This is a genomic window from Pseudomonas costantinii, from assembly GCF_001870435.1.
In the GTDB taxonomy this organism is placed as follows: domain Bacteria; phylum Pseudomonadota; class Gammaproteobacteria; order Pseudomonadales; family Pseudomonadaceae; genus Aquipseudomonas; species Aquipseudomonas costantinii.
In genome coordinates, this window is sequence record NZ_MDDR01000011.1 from 1 (window position 1) to 17,447 (window position 17,447).

At 60.1% G+C, this 17,447-nt stretch carries 17 protein-coding genes; 10 read left to right on the top strand and 7 right to left on the bottom strand.

Annotation, left to right across the window (positions count from 1 at the left end):
* Positions 1–634: 634 nt before the first annotated feature.
* Complete coding sequence (locus tag BFL40_RS07725; RefSeq protein ID WP_071483404.1) at positions 635–2,344, bottom strand: amidase; 1,710 nt, start codon at positions 2,342–2,344, stop codon at positions 635–637.
* A 55-nt stretch (positions 2,345–2,399) separates the two neighbouring features.
* Entirely contained in the window at positions 2,400–3,188 is a 789-nt protein-coding gene (locus tag BFL40_RS07730) for a helix-turn-helix domain-containing protein (RefSeq protein ID WP_071483405.1), read from the bottom strand.
* Between the two features lie 83 nt (positions 3,189–3,271).
* On the opposite strand from BFL40_RS07730, the gene BFL40_RS07735 reads away from it, so the two are divergent.
* Positions 3,272–3,592, top strand: a complete 321-nt coding sequence (locus tag BFL40_RS07735) for a DUF2834 domain-containing protein (protein WP_071483406.1) — start codon at positions 3,272–3,274, stop codon at positions 3,590–3,592.
* 50 nt (positions 3,593–3,642) lie between these two features.
* Here the strand turns inward: BFL40_RS07735 and BFL40_RS07740 are convergent, their stop codons facing one another.
* From BFL40_RS07740 to BFL40_RS07750, 3 genes are read right to left on the bottom strand one after another with little or no spacing between them, the layout of a single operon-like run.
* Complete coding sequence (locus tag BFL40_RS07740) at positions 3,643–4,566, bottom strand: sugar ABC transporter substrate-binding protein (protein WP_071483407.1); 924 nt, start codon at positions 4,564–4,566, stop codon at positions 3,643–3,645.
* Between the two features lie 45 nt (positions 4,567–4,611).
* Positions 4,612–5,745, bottom strand: a complete 1,134-nt coding sequence (locus tag BFL40_RS07745; protein ID WP_071483408.1) for a phytanoyl-CoA dioxygenase family protein — start codon at positions 5,743–5,745, stop codon at positions 4,612–4,614.
* A complete protein-coding gene (locus BFL40_RS07750; protein ID WP_071483409.1) occupies positions 5,745–6,590 on the bottom strand; it encodes an SDR family oxidoreductase in 846 nt (281 codons plus the stop codon). The genes BFL40_RS07745 and BFL40_RS07750 overlap by 1 nt, the downstream gene beginning before the upstream one ends.
* A 122-nt stretch (positions 6,591–6,712) precedes the next feature.
* Here BFL40_RS07750 and BFL40_RS07755 point away from each other — a divergent pair, with 122 nt between their 5' ends.
* Both BFL40_RS07755 and iolG read left to right on the top strand, forming a co-directional pair.
* On the top strand, positions 6,713–7,738 hold the full coding sequence (locus tag BFL40_RS07755) for a LacI family DNA-binding transcriptional regulator (RefSeq protein WP_071483410.1): 1,026 nt from the start codon (positions 6,713–6,715) through the stop codon (positions 7,736–7,738).
* A gap of 33 nt (positions 7,739–7,771) precedes the next feature.
* Entirely contained in the window at positions 7,772–8,776 is a 1,005-nt protein-coding gene (iolG, locus tag BFL40_RS07760; RefSeq protein ID WP_071483411.1) for an inositol 2-dehydrogenase, read from the top strand.
* Positions 8,777–8,879: 103 nt separating this feature from the next.
* Here iolG and BFL40_RS07765 read toward each other — a convergent pair whose 3' ends face one another.
* Positions 8,880–10,091 carry an MFS transporter gene (locus BFL40_RS07765; RefSeq protein WP_071483412.1) on the bottom strand — a complete coding sequence of 404 codons (1,212 nt, stop codon included), beginning with the start codon at positions 10,089–10,091 and terminating at the stop codon, positions 8,880–8,882.
* A 97-nt stretch (positions 10,092–10,188) separates the two neighbouring features.
* Between BFL40_RS07765 and BFL40_RS07770 the strand changes: the two genes are divergently transcribed.
* The 3 genes from BFL40_RS07770 to BFL40_RS07780 all read left to right on the top strand — a co-directional run bounded on the left by BFL40_RS07770 (position 10,189) and on the right by BFL40_RS07780 (position 13,171).
* Complete coding sequence (locus BFL40_RS07770; RefSeq protein WP_071483413.1) at positions 10,189–11,010, top strand: AraC family transcriptional regulator; 822 nt, start codon at positions 10,189–10,191, stop codon at positions 11,008–11,010.
* A gap of 83 nt (positions 11,011–11,093) precedes the next feature.
* Positions 11,094–11,624 carry a GNAT family N-acetyltransferase gene (locus BFL40_RS07775; protein ID WP_071483414.1) on the top strand — a complete coding sequence of 177 codons (531 nt, stop codon included), beginning with the start codon at positions 11,094–11,096 and terminating at the stop codon, positions 11,622–11,624.
* A gap of 143 nt (positions 11,625–11,767) precedes the next feature.
* Entirely contained in the window at positions 11,768–13,171 is a 1,404-nt protein-coding gene (locus BFL40_RS07780) for an MFS transporter (RefSeq protein WP_071483415.1), read from the top strand.
* A 38-nt stretch (positions 13,172–13,209) separates the two neighbouring features.
* Here BFL40_RS07780 and BFL40_RS07785 read toward each other — a convergent pair whose 3' ends face one another.
* Positions 13,210–14,130: a bifunctional helix-turn-helix transcriptional regulator/GNAT family N-acetyltransferase gene (locus BFL40_RS07785; RefSeq protein WP_071483434.1), complete on the bottom strand. Its 921-nt coding sequence runs from the start codon at positions 14,128–14,130 to the stop codon at positions 13,210–13,212.
* Positions 14,131–14,325: 195 nt separating this feature from the next.
* On the opposite strand from BFL40_RS07785, the gene BFL40_RS07790 reads away from it, so the two are divergent.
* The 4 genes from BFL40_RS07790 (at position 14,326) to BFL40_RS07805 (ending at position 17,416) form a co-directional block, all read left to right on the top strand.
* Entirely contained in the window at positions 14,326–14,805 is a 480-nt protein-coding gene (locus BFL40_RS07790; protein ID WP_071483416.1) for a P-loop nucleotide/nucleoside kinase family protein, read from the top strand.
* Complete coding sequence (locus BFL40_RS07795) at positions 14,802–15,578, top strand: nucleotidyltransferase domain-containing protein (protein ID WP_071483417.1); 777 nt, start codon at positions 14,802–14,804, stop codon at positions 15,576–15,578. Before BFL40_RS07790 ends, BFL40_RS07795 begins: the two co-directional genes overlap by 4 nt.
* A gap of 55 nt (positions 15,579–15,633) precedes the next feature.
* A complete protein-coding gene (locus tag BFL40_RS07800) occupies positions 15,634–16,536 on the top strand; it encodes a LysR family transcriptional regulator (protein ID WP_071483418.1) in 903 nt (300 codons plus the stop codon).
* Positions 16,537–16,615: 79 nt separating this feature from the next.
* Positions 16,616–17,416 (top strand): alpha/beta fold hydrolase, encoded by an 801-nt coding sequence (locus BFL40_RS07805; protein WP_071483419.1) that lies wholly within the window; start codon positions 16,616–16,618, stop codon positions 17,414–17,416.
* Positions 17,417–17,447: the final 31 nt, after the last annotated feature.

Below are 17,447 nucleotides of genomic sequence, written 5' to 3' on the forward strand. Positions count from 1 at the left end.
TCGCCGCGATGGGCCATCCCTGGCCCAGCGCGGCTAAACCGGCATCCTTGCCGGTTTCCCCGCTCCACCGTGCCTACTTGCGGCCAGCGTGGTTTAACGGGGCGCCTAAGATCAAAATCAAAATCAAAATCAACAGCACGGCGGCCTAGTAGCCGACCTGAGTGGTGTAGATCAAAAGCGGTCGAATAATGTGGGAGCTCCATATATCAGGGAAACTGCAACCTGCCCTGCTTCTGATCTGGCTCTTGATCCACACCACTCAGGTCGGCTTTCAGGCCGCCGTGCTCTGCTTTTGATCTTGATCTTGATCTCAGGCGCCCCATTAACCACGCTGGCCGCACGCAGGCTTGAATCCGTGGGTAACCCGGCAGGACGCCGGGTTAGCCGCGCTGGGCCAGGGATGGCCCATCGCGGCGGCCCACGGATTCAAGACTGCGTGCGGGCACACCGAGCCACAGCGAGGTGCCGAGTGGTGGGGCAAGAGCCCTTTGCTTACTTTGGGGCTTTTCCAAAGTGAGTCGCCGTAAGGGCGAAACCATAAGCCGCCGTTACCCAAACAACGGATATGTACTCCGAGCCAATACCCAACCAACCGACCCACCACATTCGCAAGCAAGCCACATTTGAACCACGTTTACCCTGCTGCCAACGCCGGTGTACGCGGCGGGATCAGGCGTTTACTGCCGGTGGCTTCAAACGCCGAGGCGAACCGCAGCAGCGCCGAATCATCGTAAGCGCGCCCGGCAAACGTCAACCCGACCGGCATGCCGATGTCCGCCATCACGCCCATCGGCACGGTAACGGTAGGTACCCCCAGGTGGCGAATGGCGAGGTTGCCGTTGGCCACCCAGATGCCATTACTCCAGGCGATATCAGCCGATTGCTCGTTCACATCGGCATCTGCCGGGCCGACGTCGGCGACGGTAGGAAACAGCACCGCATCCAGCCCCAGCTTGTCCATCCAGTCTTCCAGGTCCAGGCGACGGGTTTGCTCCAGGCCGCGCAGGCCATCCGGCACGGTGCTGATTTCGTTCCACGGCGTGATGCCGCGTTCGGCCATGCGCACGTATTCGTCCATACCGGCAGCCAAATCGTCTTCACGGTTGGGCAGGGTGCCCGGGTCGTGAGGGAAGATCTTTGGCCCGTCGACATCAGCCAGACGGTTCAGGCTCGGGTCGCCGTTGGCACGCAGGAAGTCATCGAACGCCCAGGCGGACAGTTCCCACAATTCGTCGTGCAGGAACTCTTTGGAAATGAGGCCACGGGTAAACACTGTCGGCGCGCCGGGGCGATCGCCTTCGCAGTTGGAGACCAGTGGGAAATCCACTTCGACCACCTCGGCACCGGCTGCTTCAAGTGCCTTTCGCGCGGCTTGCCACAGGTCGATCACCGTGGCACGCGTGTTGATTTTTTGCCCGGTAGGGCCGCCGATGCCCGGTTTTTCGCTGGTACCGGCCTCAGGGTCCGCGTTGATGTACATGCGCGGCACGCCGAAACGCTTGCCAGCCAAGGCAGCAGTGCCAACCGCCAGTTCGGTGTAGGACGCCGGGCGTACCGAGGCGACGCTCGGAATCGGCACCCACGGTTGCAGGCGCCACAGATCCCCACGGGTGTCGGGGTCTTCGGCGACCACTACGTCAAGTACTTCCAGCAGGTCGGCCATGGTGCGCGCGTACGGCACCACCACGTCCATGGTCGGGGTCAACGGCCAGTTACCGCGCACCGAAATCACCCCACGGGACGGGGTGTAGGCGCACAGGCCATTGTTGGACGCCGGGCCGCGTCCGCTCGACCAGGTTTCTTCCGCCAGGCCGAACGCGGCGAAGCTGGCAGCGGTCGCGGTGCCCGCGCCGTTGGACGAGCCGGAGGCAAACGGTGCCGTCAGGTAGTCGGCGTTGTACGGGCTTTGCGCGCGGCCATACACACCGCGTTGCATCCCGCCATTGGCCATCGGCGGCATATTGGTCTTGCCCAGGCAGATGGCACCGCCGGCACGCAGGCGTTCGATGGTGAAGGCATCGCGATGCGCGGTCAGCTTGGCGAAGGCCGGGCTGCCGGATGCAGCGGTAAGGCCCTTCACCAGGTAGCTGTCCTTGGCGGTGTAGGGAATGCCGTCCAATGGCCCCAAGGTTTCGCCCTTGGCTCGGCGTGCATCGCTGGCTTCGGCTTCTTTCAAGGCTTGGGGGTTGCGCACCACCACGGCGTTCAACGCGGTAGCGGTCTGCGGGCCGTCATAGGCATCGATCCGCGCCAGGTAAGCCTGGACCAGTTCAACGGCAGTGGTCTGGCCGCTTTCAAGCGCAGCGCGCAATTGCGCAATGGAGACTTCGGTAACTTGCATCACGTTTTTTTCGCCGCCTTCAAGTGGGAGGTATGGCGGCAGTCTACGTACAGATATTTCACAAAACCAGCGCCGCATAATCGGCATAGGCGGCGCGCATGACTTGCCAGGTGGCGTCATCCGCGGGAATCAGATGTTCGATACGCAGTGAGGTCAGGGTGATGTCCTGGGGCATGCCGAAGGTGGTGAAGGTCGACAGAAAATTCAGTTCGCCCTGGCTTGAGCGAATGCGGGTGAGCACCAGGGGTGGCATTTCATGGGGCAGTTCGGTGTTGGTCGGCGCGGGTAAGCTCGCCAGCAAAGCCGCCAATGCAGGATTGCCCAGCGCCTCGCGGGCTGCCCGCTGCCAGGCCAGAGTACGGATCTCTTCGGCGTTGATCAAATGATCGCCCAGGCCGCTTGTTTGCAGAAGGGTGGTCAGCAGGTTCAAGCCATCGGCCGCTTCTGGTTTGATCCCTACCAGCTCAAACAACAGGCCCGTGCTGGCATTGGCAGCCAGCACTTCCCACTGGCTGCCCAGCAGAATTGCAGGTGCGGGATTGTTGGCGTGCAGCACATGACTGACGGCTTCGCGAATCGCCGCCATGGCCGGTGCGGCGAGCGGGGTGGCGGCGTAACGCGGGGCGTAACCGGCTGCGAGGAACACGCTGTTGCACTGGTTCAGCGGTGCATCCAATGCCGTCAGCAGACTATGCAATGTGCCCGGGCTTGGCTTGGCGCGGCCGGTTTCGATGCAACTGAGGTGGCGCTGCGAAACACCGGTGATCAGGGCCAGGTCCAACTGGCTCAGCTTGGCGTGTCGACGCAGTTGGCGCAGTTGTTCGCCGGCGGTAGAGGGGGTGTCCATGGCGTGATCATGACCTCCGAGGTCATTGCGAGGGGCACGACCTTATCACTAACGTGGGCCTCAATCATTCCAAGGAAGAGACCATGCACAGACCCTATATCGCCCTGGCCGGTTTGCTGGGGTTTTCGCTGTATACCGTCGCGACGATGCTGACGGCGGAGCAGTCGCTGCTGGCGTTTGGACGGGAGCTGATGTCGCGGCCGGACACGGCGCAGGTGGTCATCGACCTGTACCTGATGGCAGCGCTTGCGTGTGTGTGGATGTACCGGGATGCGCTGGGGCGAGGACGCTCGGTGGCGTCCGTGGTGCCTTATTTTTTGCTGACGGCGGTCTTCGTTTCGGTGGGGCCGCTGCTGTACATCGTTGTGAATGGGTTTGTGTGGCGATCGGGAAACCGGGGCTGAGGCCCGCTCGCCACAATAAACCTGGCAGCTTCAGGTATTGATGGCCGGGTTTAAGGATTGAGGAACGCTTGGTAGTTTTCCTTGGTGATCTGCTGATAAGGAATCGTCAGCTCAGCGGTGTACGGCTCCTTCTTCACCATCTTCAAGGCCAGATCAATGGAGCCCACCGCCTGGCCTTTGTTGTCCTGGTAAACCGTCACCAGCAGTTGGCCCTTTTTCACCGCGTCCAACCCGGCGGGGCCACCGTCGCTGCCGGCCACCAGAATATCCTTGCCCGGTTGCATCCCCGCCTGGCTGATCGCCATGGCCGCGCCGATGGCCATTTCATCGGCATTGGCCGCCACGGCATCGATTTTCTTGCCTGACACAATCCAGTTGTTCATCAGGTCAATTGCCTTGCTGCGCTGCCATTCAGCTGTCTGCTCCTCGACGATTTTGATATCCGGGTAGTCCTTGAGCACGGTCTTCACCCCCAGCGTCCTATTGTGCGTGGCATTGTTGGAGAGCAACCCGAGCATGATTGCGAGGTTGCCCTTGCCACCCATTTTCTCGGCCAGGTAGCGCATCTGGATTTCACCGGCCTTGACCTCATCTGACCCCACGTACCCCACCCCCGGCGGCAGTTGTTGGGCGTCCGGGCGGCGGTTGACATACACCAGCGGCGTTTTGGCCTGTTGCGCATTGAGGGTCATCTTTTGCGTGGCGGCCGTGTCCACGGGGTTGACGATGATCGCGTCCATATTCTGGGCGGTGAAATTCTGCACTTGGTTGAGTTGGCGCACCACATCGCCTTGGGCGTCTTCGAATTGCAGGGTCACGCCGGGCAGTTCCTTGGCATGGGCTGCCATGTAGTCACGCATTTGCGCGAGGAACACGTCGTCGACCTGGGCGATGCTCACGCCGATGCGGATGTCGGCCTGGGCCCAGGGGGTAACAGCGAGGGTAAACAGCGCTGCAAGGAGTTGCTTTTTCATGGGTTGCTCCGTTCTTTTTGTTGTTAAAGCATTGGAAAACACGATTTACGCTAGGCGCTTGGCGCGCATCTGCGCCACGGCAGCGGCGAAGTCCGAATGCGGCCAGCGTTCGTTGAGGGCTTGGCGCATCAACTGTTGCCCGGTTTGCGGGGCCAGGCCCTGCAAGGGTGGGTCAGTGTCGAGGTTGGTGGGGAAGGAATAACCGTCGGCGGTACAGGCAATGACTGCGTCCACGGCTTCAGCGTTCAGCGATGTATTGGCCAACAACACTGGGTAGACCGCCAACATCATGCGGTCGCGATCGAGCGCTTCCATCGGCTTTCCAAACGCCGATGAGATTTGCAGCAGGTTGGCCATGCGCTGACGGTCCGGGGTGCGGTTGGTGCCGGCGGCATGGAACAGCGCCGGGTTGAAGAACAGCAGATCACCCTTGTTCAACGGCAGTTGTACGGCGTGTTGCTGGAAGTAGTCGATGAACTCCGGGCGGCGCCAGGCCAGGTAGCCCAATGCGTATTGCTGGGAAAACGGCAGCAACTGGGTGGGGCCGGTTTCCAATGGCATATCGGAGTGGGCTACCGCGCCTTGCAGCGTCAGGTGTTGGGACAGCATGTGCAAGGGCAGGGGGAAGCGCTCCACCACATCGGTGGTCTGGAAGCCCAGGTGATAGTCCCGATGCGGCTGCTGCGCCTGGCCACCGGGATGCACCACGTTGACCTGCGCGGTTACCTGAAAGCTTGGCCCCAGCCACGCCTCGGCAATCAAACCCAATAAAGGGTTGGCGTAGTACTCGACAAAGGACGCCGGCGACTCTGATGCCGCCTTCTGCAACGCGTTCCAGATGCGCCCATTGCTGCCGGCTTTGGCAAAGTGGTCAGCCGCTACACCTTGCGCTGCTTCTTTAGCAAAGATCGCCTCGAACACTTGGCTGTGGCGGTCCACCACCTCCAGGTCTTCATAGGCTTGGCGCACCACCATCACCCCCGGCCCATCGCGAAACAGGCGGTGCAATTCATTCATCACGCTGAGGCGGTCACTGTTACGCAGCGTGTGGGCCTGGTAGATCGGCACATTGCTCAGCACTTCAGCACACAGCGGATACTCTTGCGCGCTGGCCCTTTGTGCGCACACCCGACTGAAATCCGCCAGACGCACCGCATCGCTGCTAACGAACGCCGACATCACACACCTCCCGGCAGGCTCAAGGCCTGGTGCGGTTGCGGGGTGCTGCTGTCGGTGCAGCCGACCACGCCTTGCTCCAGGTCGATCACCGCGCCGGTCATCATCCCTGATTCGCGGGACAGCAAAAACGCCACGCTTTGCGCCACTTCATCGGGCTTGAGCAGGCGTCCGAACGGCTGCGCGCTTTCAGCCGCAGCCAGCCAGCCGTCCTGGGCACCGTGGTACTGGCGCTGGATTTGATCCTCGTGGGGCGTGTCCATCCAGCCGATGTTCAAGCCATTTACACGGATGCGGTTGCGTAGGGCGCTGAACGCCACGTTCTTGGTCAGGATCGCCAGCGCGCCCTTGGACGCCGCATAGGCGCTCAAAAACGATTGCCCACCATGCCCGGTGACGCTCTGGATATTCACCACCGCGCCTTCCACGCCCTGGCTGATCATCAACTTCAGCGCTTCTTGCATCAGGAAAAACGGCGCTCGCACATTCACCGCAAACAGCCGCTCGAAGAGTTCCGGCGACGTATCAAGAATGGTGCCGCGATCCGACATGCCGGCGCAGTTCACCAGCCCATGCAAGGTGCCGAAGTGAGTGCGCGCGGCCTCAATGATCGCGCGGCAGTCCTCAACCTTCTCCAGATCGGCCTCGACAAAAAACGCCTGGCAATCCAGCTGTGCCAGCTGCCGTACCTGCTCTTCGCCCTGGGAGCGGCGACGCCCGCAGATGATCAGTCCGGCGGCGCCACGTCGTGCCAGGGTATGTGCTACCGCCGCGCCCAGGCCCTGGGTGCTGCCGGTGACGACAAAATATTGGCCGCTGAATGAGGTGGCGAGATCGGTGTGAGGCATGAGGTTCTCCTGATTTTTTGTTGTTTTTGTTGCCCCGCTCGACGGCGGACAAAACTGAGACTAGCATTGTGAAACCTCAGTAATACCCAAAAAAGACCTCAAAAACACCTCAGGCGAATGGCATGCTCGAACGCGCAAAACACTTCTCCATCAAGCAACTCGCCACCCAGGCGGGGGTGAGTAAAGCCACGGTCGACCGCGTGCTGCACAGTCGCGGCAGCGTGCATGCGCAGACTCAACGGCGGATCGAGCAGGCGCTGGATGAGTTGGAGTCCCAGGAAAAAAATGGCCTGGCGGTGGGGCGCACGTTTCATGTCGACGTGATCATGCACACGCCTCAACGCTTCAGCGCGGCGGTGCAAGCGGCGATCATTGCGCAATTGGGTAGCCTGGCGCCGTTTCGCATCGCGCCGCGTTTTCACCTGTTCGAAGAGATCGAACCCCAGGCCATGCACGACCAGTTGCTGCGTTGTCTCGACACCGGCAGCCAGGGCGTGGTGCTTAAGGCCGCCGATGAGCCTGCGGTGAACCAGGCGGTGAAGCAGTTAATTGCGGCAGGGATTCCTGTGGTGACGTTGGTCACGGACCTGCCGCAAAGCGAGCGCATCGGCTATGTGGGCATGGACAACCGCACCGCCGGCCAAACTGCCGCCTACCTGATGTCGCGCTGGTTACCCGCGAAACCCCAGGACGTGGCGGTGGTGATCGGCAGCGAACTGTTCCGTGGCGAAGAAGAGCGTGAGATGGGTTTTCGCGCCTGGCTGCGCGGGCGTGCCGCGCACTTGCGGGTGCTGGATATCAGCGGCGGCTACGGCGTGTATGACCGCACGTTCGAACGGGTCACCCAAGCCCTGAAACAGCATCCCGAACTCAAGGCGGTGTACAGCGTCGGTGGCGGCAATCGTGCGATTGTCGATGCGTTCGCCGCCCTCGACCGCCAGTTGGAAGTGTTTATCGGTCACGACCTGGACGAAGAAAACCGCCAGTTGCTGCTCGAAGAAAAGGTTGCCGCGATCATCGACCACAACCTGCAGATTGATGCCCGCCATGTATTCCTGCACATCCTGCAATACCACCGGTTATGGAAGGCCGGGCCGATTGCGCCGTCACAGGTGCAGATTGTTACGCCGTTCAACTTGCCGGACTGAATCTCCCTCAACAATAAATCCAGGAGTTCGACCATGCTACGTATCGCTGTTCTCGGTGCCGGGCGCATCGCCAAGATCCACGCCGCCAACGTCGCCGCCCATCCCAATGCCACGCTGGTGCTGGTGGCTGACCCCTGGCGCGAAGGCGTCGATGCGCTGAGCACGCAACTGGGCTGCGAGGCGGCCTACGATTGCGCTGCTGTACTTACCCGCAAAGACATCGACGCCGTGGTCATCGGCACGCCCACCGACACCCATATCGACCTGCTGCTGGCGGCGGTGGCCGAAGGCAAGGCGGTACTCTGCGAGAAGCCCATCGACCTTGATATCGCCAAGGCCCGCAGCGCCGCGCAAGCCGTTGAGCGCCAAGGCGGTAAAGTGATGCTCGGTTTCAATCGTCGCTTTGACCCGGACATGCTGCGCCTGCGCCAGGCCCTCGACGCCGGCCAGATTGGCGCTGTGCGCCAAGTGATCATCACCAGTCGCGACCCCGGCCTGGCACCGCGTGACTACCTGGAACACTCAGGCGGCATCCTGCGCGACATGACCATCCACGACTTCGACACTGCCCGCCACTTGCTCGGTGAAGAACCGGTGGAAGTCAGTGCTTTCGCCAGCCGCCTGGTGGACCCGAGCCTGGAGCAGATCGATGACTATGACAGCGTGATGGTGTTGCTGCGCACCGCCTCCGGCAAGCAATGCCACATCAACTGCTGCCGCCAGGCGGTGTATGGCTACGACCAGCGCGTGGAGGTATCCGGCGCCAACGGTGTGCTGCTGACCGATAACCATCGTCCCAGTACTTTGCGCCACTGGAGTGCTGAGCACACCGAGGCGCTGGAGCCGTTGCAGCATTTTTTCCTGGAGCGGTACGCGGATGCTTATCGCAATGAGCTGACGCAATTCATTGACGCGCTGAACAGCGGGCGGGCGTTGCCGACCAGTGTGCGTGATGGGTTGTATGCGCTGCATCTGGCGGATTGTGCGCTGGAGTCGGTGAAGACGGGGAGAAGTGTGGCGGTTAACTACGGTTTGTGAGGGCGACGCCCTATGCTGACTCCAAGTATAGGACGGGGCTGTACAACACTGAGGAGAACCGCCCTATTGCTGTGAGCTCAAGGCGGTTTCCTCAGTAGGGTTTTTAAACGCCTTTAGTGGAAGGCAGCAGTATGGTTAGAACCCCCACCAGCGGCAGGAACGAGCACAATTTGTAGACGTACTCGATGCCGTGGCTATCGGCGAGCAAACCCAGCAACGCGGCACCAATCCCACTGAAACCAAACATCAGGCCGAAGAACACACCGGCAATCATCCCTACATTGCCCGGCACCAGTTCCTGGGCAAACACCACGATGGCCGAGAATGCCGAAGCGAGCACAAAGCCGATCACTACGCTGAGCACCGCTGTCCAGAACAGGTCGACATAGGGCAGGGCCAGGGTGAAGGGCGCGGCGCCGAGGATGGAAAACCAAATGACTTTCTTGCGGCCGATTTTGTCGCCAATCGGGCCACCCACGAAGGTGCCGACGGCCACGGCGCCGAGAAACAGGAACAGGTACATCTGGGAGCTGGCAACTGACAGGTGGAATTTTTCAATCAGGTAAAAGGTGAAGTAGCTGGTCAGGCTGGTCATGTAGAAGTACTTGGAAAACACCAGCACTGCCAGCACCACCAAGGCGAAGGTTACGCGGCGTTTCGACAGACCGTGGGTGGCTTTACCGCCGCTCTTGAGCTTGAACAGGTTGAGGTGGTTGCGGTACCAGCGGCTTAAGCCATACAGCACCAGGATTGCGAACACGGCGAACAGCCCGAACCAGGCGATATGGGTTTGGCCGTAGGGAATGATGATCGCCGCCGCCAGCAACGGGCCGAATGCGCTGCCGGTGTTGCCGCCGACCTGGAAGGTTGATTGTGCCAGGCCGTAACGTCCGCCGGAGGCCAGGCGCGCGACACGGGAGGTTTCCGGGTGAAAGGTCGACGAACCGACGCCCACCAGCGCCGCCGCCAGCAGGATCGCCGGGAAGGTGCCGACAAACGCCAACATCAAAATACCGATCAAGGTACTCACCATGCCAGCGGGCAGCAGCCAGGGCTTGGGGTGACGGTCGGTGTGGTAGCCGATCCATGGTTGCAACAAGGACGCGGTCAGTTGGAAGGTGAGGGTGATCAGGCCCACCTGGGTAAAACTGAGCCCGTAGTTGGCTTTGAGCATCGGGTAGATCGACGGCAGCACGGCCTGGATCAGGTCATTGATCATGTGCGCCAGGGCACAGGCGCCGAGAACGCGCATGACCAAGGGGCTTACCTGGGGCGTAGTGGTTGCAGCGGCGGGTGACGCGGTCAGTGTCGACATGCAGGCATTCCATACAAGGCAGCGAACAGGGGCGGCGAGTACTTAAGCTCGCCACCTATTACAAAATGATTCGGCGTTTATGCTAGATTCGTCGAAAATGCCTGTCTCACGAAATTCGGGCAGTAACCATCGCAAAAAGGGCGAAATGATCAAATCACTGGATAAATTTTTGCGAGAGATCGATGAGGGCGACTGGGCTGTGATCAGTTCCGCCACCGACTATCCCGAGAACTGGGTGATCCCCGACCACAGCCACGAGAAGCACCAACTGCTGTACGCCATCGAAGGCGTGATGGTGGTGCACTCGGCACAGAACCAGTGGACGGTACCGTCCAATCGCGGATTCTGGATGCCCAGCGGGCAAGTCCACTCGCTGCGCTGTGTCGGGCCGCTGAAAATGCGCAGCGTATTCGTGCGCCCCGACAGCTTCCCGAACCTGCCGACCGAGACCAAGGCGGTCAGTGTTTCGCCTTTGCTGAGCGAGTTGATCAAAGCGTCGGTCAGTTTGAAGCCGCCCTACACAGAAGATTCTCGCGACGCCAGGATCATGCACCTGATCCTCGATGAACTCGCCATCTTACCCGCCTTACCGCTGTCGCTGCCCCAGCCCGCCGACCCGCGTATCAACCGAATTTGCCTGGCGCTGCAGCACGATCCCGGCGATGCCTCGACGGTAGCGGATTGGAGTGATCGACTTGATCTGGACCAGAAGACCATCCAGCGTTTGTTCCGCAAGGAAACCGGCATGACCTTCGGCCAGTGGCGCCAGCAGGCGCGGTTGCTGTTGGCGCTGGAACGTATGGCAGTGGGGGAGAAGATCATCGATGTCGCCATCGAGTTGGGCTATGAAAGCCCGAGCGCCTTTACCAGCATGTTCAAGAAACAGTTCGGCAAGACGCCGAGTCATTTTTTCAGGTAGTGCTAGTCGATCTGCGGATACGAAACAATTCACCGTTTTTTGCGGATGTGATGAGCTTCATCAATCCCCAGGGAGTTATCAAGATGCCCGTCAACGCCTCACGCCTCATCTACCGCAAGCCACAACCGAGTGACGTGCAGCGACTGTTTGCGATCTTCGGCGACCCGCAGACCAACCTGTTCAACCCCGCCGGCCCCATGGCGAGCCTTGCCGACGCGCAACGCTTGCTGAACCATTGGCTCGAACAATGGGCTGCCCACGGTTACGGCTGGTGGGCGATTGCCCGTCGCGAGAAGCCTGAGCACATCATCGGCTTTGGTGGCGTGGCGTCACTCAATTACCTGAACGAGCGACGCATCAATCTTGGCTATCGCTTTGCCGTCGAGGCCTGGGGGCAGGGCTATGCCACCGAGGTCGGCCGCGATGCCTTGGTGTTGGCATTTGAGACGCTCGGTTTACCCGAGGTATTCGGGCTGGTGCGGCCCGATCACGCAGCATCGATTCGGGTGTTGGAAAAGCTCGGTATGCAGCGCTTCGGCAGTCTCGATGATGTCCCCGGCAAAGCGCCGAGCGTGGTATTCCGGGTTTGTCATCCTATGACTGCGCATTCCTGATTATTTCAATATCTGCGTAACACCTCGATAAACCGCAATCTTTGAGATTGACAGCGGATAGGGAGCCCGCTATAAAAGTTGTAGTTGTACGACGACATATGACGTTACGTGTGTCCTACCTAAAAACAATAAAAAGTGATGCCATGAATTTGAATGAGCCCATCAATGCCCAGCGCGTTGGCCAAGCTGTAGGCAATTATCGCTGGACCATCTGCGCGATGTTGTTCTTTGCCACCACCGTCAACTACCTCGACCGCCAAGTACTCAGTCTGTTAGCGCCGCAACTGTCGACGCAATTTGGCTGGAGCAACACCGACTACGCCAACATTGCGGCGGTGTTCCAGTTTGTCTATGCGATCTCCATGCTGTTTGCGGGACGCTTTGTCGACAAGATCGGCACCAAGGCCGCATACGTGGTGGCGATTGGTATCTGGTCCACAGGCGCCATCATGCATGCGTTCGCGGTGCCGATGGGCGAGGGCGTCGCGGCGATCAGCGGTGCGATCGGGTTGGCGGTGATTCCCGTGTCGATTGCTGGTTTCATGCTGTCACGCGCAGTGTTGGCGATTGGCGAGGCGGGCAACTTCCCGATTGCGATCAAAGCCACCGCTGAATACTTCCCGAAAAAAGAACGCTCCCTGGCTACCGGTATTTTCAACTCTGGCGCGAACGTGGGCGCGATCCTGGCGCCGATTTGCGTGCCGCTGATCGCAGGCCTGTGGGGCTGGGAAGCGGCTTTTATCGTGATTGGTGCATTGGGCTTCGTGTGGGTCGCGGTGTGGATCGCCCTTTACCAGAAACCGGACCAGCAAAAGCGCTTGTCGGCCGCAGAACTGGCCTACATCCGCAGCGACCAGACCGTGCAGCCGTTCACGCCTGCAGTAGCGGGCGAGGCACCTAAAAAAGTCTCGTGGTTCAAGCTGCTGACCTACCGCCAGACATGGGCGTTTGCCTTCGGCAAATTCATGACCGACGGCGTGTGGTGGTTCTTTCTGTTCTGGCTGCCCACCTACCTGTCGGCGCAATACGGCATGAAAGGCGCCGATATCGTGATGCCGCTGGCCGTGTTGTACAGCATGACCATGGTCGGCAGCATCGGTGGCGGCTGGTTCCCCAGCTACTTCATGGCGCGTGGTGATGCACCGTATGACGGGCGTATGAAAGCCATGCTGGTGATTGCGCTATTCCCGCTGGTGGTATTGCTGGCGCAGCCGTTCGGTTACCTCGGTTTCTGGGTGCCCGTGTTACTGATTGGCGTGGGTGCCTCGGCGCACCAAGCGTGGTCGTGCAATATCTTCACGACCGTATCCGACATGTTCCCGCAAAAAACCGTGGCCTCGGTGGTCGGCATCGGCGGTATGGCCGGCGGCTTGGGCGGTGTGGTGATGACCAAGATCGGCGGTTGGGTGTTCGACTACTACAAATCCATCAATGACATTCACACCGGCTACATGATCATGTTCGCGATCTGTGCGCTGGCTTACCTGGTGGCGTGGAGCGTGATGAAAGCGCTGGTGCCGCGCCATAAGGAAATCACTGATCTGTAAGGTGTAACTTCCCGCGCTGCACGCAGCGCGGGAGGGCATTACAGCTCACGGGTCCAGGTTTCACTGATCAGTGTCTTGCCGAAACTGACGGTTGGCTCTTCCTCCACCAAGGTGAACCCGGCCTTCTGGTAGAGCTTGCGCGCATCGGTCAGGATGTTCACCGTCCACAACATCATGCTTTTGTAGCCGGCATGCCGAGCAAAGCGCAGGCATTCATCCACCAGGCGATGACCGATACCCATGCCTCGCGCACTGGCGTCCACGTAGAGCATGCGCAGCTTGGCCGTGGTTTCGTCATGGCGAACGACGAACACCGAACCCACCACCTCGCCGTCCTTTTCCGCGATCCAGCAGCGCTCGGATGCCGGGTCAAACTCGCGCAAGTACCTGGCGACAATCTCCGCCACCAACGCTTCGAACTCCCAGTTCCAGTTGTACTCGCGTGCGTACAGTGCGGATTGCTGTTGCACCACCAGGCCCATGTCACCTGGTTGCGGGTCGCGCAGCAGGTAGCTTGGCGCGCCGCCTTGCAGCAGCGCCTGGATGCGCTGCATCGCTGCGGTCAGTTGCTGTTGTTGCAGTTCCGGCAAGCCTTCCAGCAAGGCGATAACTTCCTGTTGAGTCTTTTGCTCCAGCGGCGTCAGCACCGATCGGCCGAGATCGCTGAGGTGCAGTTGCACCGCGCGCGCATCGGTGACGGAACGGACTTTCTGGATCAGGCCTTTCTTTTCCAGCCCGCTGATCAGCCGGCTCAGGTAGCCCGCATCCAGGCCCAGCATCTGGCACAGGTCGGCGCTGGTCAGGTCGCCACGGGAGGACAACTCGTACATCACCCGAATTTCAGTGAGTGAGAAGTCGCTTTGCAGCAGGTGCTCCTGCAGCACGCCGATCTGGTGCGTGTAGAAACGGTTAAAGCCACGGATGATGCCGGCGCGTTCGGTAAGAATGCTGGTAGACATGACAGTGCCCTGATGGTTGCCTTTGGCAATTATATTGTTGCCTTTAGCAAGTATGTCAAACATTTTGCAGGGTGATTCCACACCCATCCTTGCATCGGCTTCGCAGGCCAATACAGAACAGTCCTGGGGTTGATGGTTGTTGCCTCCTTGCAATCCGCCGGGCATTCTCCTCGAACTGACATAAGGAACCCTCTGATGCCAACCCTGCATCTACTGTGCGGCAAGATTGCCTCCGGCAAGTCCACCCTCGCCAAGACCCTCGTCGCTGAACACGCGGCCATTGTGCTCAGCGAAGATCAATGGCTCGCGCAGCTCTATCCCGTTGAGATCCTGTCCATTGCCGATTACCTGCGCTGTGCTCAGCGGATTCGCGGTGTACTGGGGCCACTGGTGATCAATCTGCTGAAGTCAGGCGTTAACGTGGTGCTGGACTTTCCCGCCAACACACTGGCCAACCGCGAATGGTTGCTCAGCCTGGCACAGGCGGCTGAAGTGCCGCACTGCCTGCATTACCTTGAACTGGACGACGCCACTTGCCGCGCCAGGCTGCATGCGCGTAATGCCCAGGGTGAGCATGATTTTGCCGCAACCGATGCCGAGTTTGACCTGATCACCCGCCACTTCTGTGTGCCGAGTGAGGCAGAGGGGCTGGTGATCGAGGTACATCGCCCGTGAGCACAGTGCAGCCTACAGGTGTCGATGCGAATGGCTTTGTCCTGAGCGTTGTCGATGCTCCCCTACAGCCTGAATTTCAGCCCTTGCTGGCGGATGTCTGTGCGACGCTTTCGCAGGCAGACATTGGCCTGGATGGGATTTATGTCTATGGCAGTGTCGCCAGGGGCGATGCGGTGCCCGGTGATTCGGACCTTGATCTCACGGTGGTATTTAGCGAGCCGCCTCATTCGCTGGCACTTGAGCAGTTGGAACTGCTCCGGCAGGCGCTGGAACTACGGCATCCGGTGGTCACCAAGATCGACGTCGATATTGGCCATCGCGCCGAAGTGCTGGCGCCCAAAAACAGTAATCGCTGGGGCTTCTGGCTCAAGCATCATTGCCGTTGTGTGTGGGGCGATGATCTCTCTCTGCGCTTCGAACGGTTTGAGCCCTCCCGTGAAATTGCCTTGGCCCTGAATGGTGACGTCGAACAGGTGTTGAACGGGTATCTGACGCGTATCAGCCACGCCGATAGCGTGCCGCAGCGACTTCGCTTGCAGCGTGAAGCTTCGCGCAAGCTGCTGCGTGCCACCCACACGCTGCGGGTGGAAGACGCGTTGATGTGGCCACACACCCTCGAGGAACATGTCGGGTTGTTCGTTCAGCATTACCCGACGATGCGTATCCAGATTGCGTACTTTCTGTTTGAGGCCCGTAACCCGAGTGCCGAGCGCGAGGCCTTTTCCACGCGACTGCAATCCTTTGTGGCCTGGATGGTTTCACAGCAGGGATAGATAGGTATATTGGCGTTAAACCTCGTATTGCATACGCCAAGCCTATGGATCGCTCATGATCAACTTTCGCCTGATTCGCCACCTTTGGCTGTTCCTCGCTGTGGCCGAAGAACAAAATTTTGGCCGTGCCGCCAAGCGCCTCGGCATGTCGCAGCCGCCATTGAGCGAGCAGATTCAGGTGTTGGAGCAAGCCTTGAAGGTCACGTTGTTCGAGCGCTCACGGCGCGGGGCCAAGCTGACGCCGGTGGGCGCGGCGATTCTGCCGGCGGTGCGCAAGTTCGCCGAACAGTTGGAGCGCCTGGAGCTGGCGGTGGAGGAGGCGGTGGCGGGGCAGTCGGGCATGCTGACCATCGGCGCGATCTCCACAGCCATGTTTGATGTACTGCCGGGCTTGATCGATCAGCTCAAGCAGCAATACCCGCAGCTCACCGTGTCGGTGCGTGAAATAGACAGCGTAGAGGCGGTGCCGGCCCTGGAAGCCGGTGATATTGACCTGGCTTTTGCCCGACTCGACGGCGACCTGGGCCCTGCGATCCAGTCGTTGCCGTTGCTGGAAGACCGCCTGATGGTGGCCTTGCCGGTCGACCATCCATTGGCCGCGAGGACACGTATCAGCCTGTCGAGCCTGGCCACCGAACCGCTGGTGATGTTTTCACGCAAGGTCAGCCCGGTGTACTTCGACAACCTGATCGCCACCTGCCGCGCCAGTGGGTTTTCACCACGGGTGTTGCATGAAGTACGTTCGGTGGCCTCGCAAATCGCGTTTGTCAGTTGCGGCCAGGGTATCGCGCTGGTGCCGGCTTCCTTGAAGAAACTTGCACCGCCTAACGTGGTGCTGCGCGCCTTGACCCAGAAGCTCAATGTGGTGACGACGGCAGTGGCCTGGAATACCGAACGGCCCAACCCTTTGGTGATGGAGTTGGTCGCGCAACTCCAGGCTCATACGATTGGCGTATGAATACGTTCTGGTATCCGTTATTTACACCCCATTGAATACCCTGGAAAGTTGCAGCCTGTTTGATCAAAGAGCCTCTGCCATGTTGTTCGTCCATACCACTCTGCCGCTGACGGTAGACGGCGTTGCGTTGAGCATCGCCGCCCTGCATCGCACCGGCGAGCGCGCGCCCATCGTGTTTTTGCATGGGTTTGGTTCAACCAAGGAAGACTACGCCGATATCGTCCTGCACCCGGCGTTCGACGGGCATCCCTTTGTCGCCTACGACGCCCCCGGCTGCGGTGAAACCCAGTGCGCCGACCTCTCGAAAATCTGCATTCCGTTCCTGCTGGAGACGGCGTTGCAGGTGCTGGAGCATTTCAAGATTGAGCGCTTCCATCTGGTCGGCCATTCGATGGGTGGGTTGACCGCACTGATGCTCGCACACCGTTTCCCCGGACGGGTGCTGAGCTTCACCGATATCGAAGGCAATATCGCCCCCGAAGACTGCTTTCTCAGTCGGCAGATCGTCGACTATCCGGCGGATAATCCTGAGGCGTTTTTCAGTGCGTTTATCGAACGCACCCGCCAGGCGCCGGCATACGCCAGCGCGCTCTATTCGGCGAGCCTGCGCCACAAGGTGCGTGCAGGTGCGGTGCGCGGGATTTTTCAGTCGATGGTCGAGCTGTCCGACCACGCCGACCTGATGGGCAAATTCCTCGGGCTGCCATGCCCGCGCATGTTTATGTACGGCGAGCAGAATGCCTCGCTGTCCTACCTGCCACATATCCAGGCCCAAGGCGTGCGCCTGGCGCCGATAGCCCACTGCGGGCATTTTCCGATGTATTCCAACCCGGTCGCGATGTGGCAACAGCTTGCGGACTTTCAGCGCTCCACGCTTTAGGACTTGAAGCACCCCACAAGCAATAGCGTGG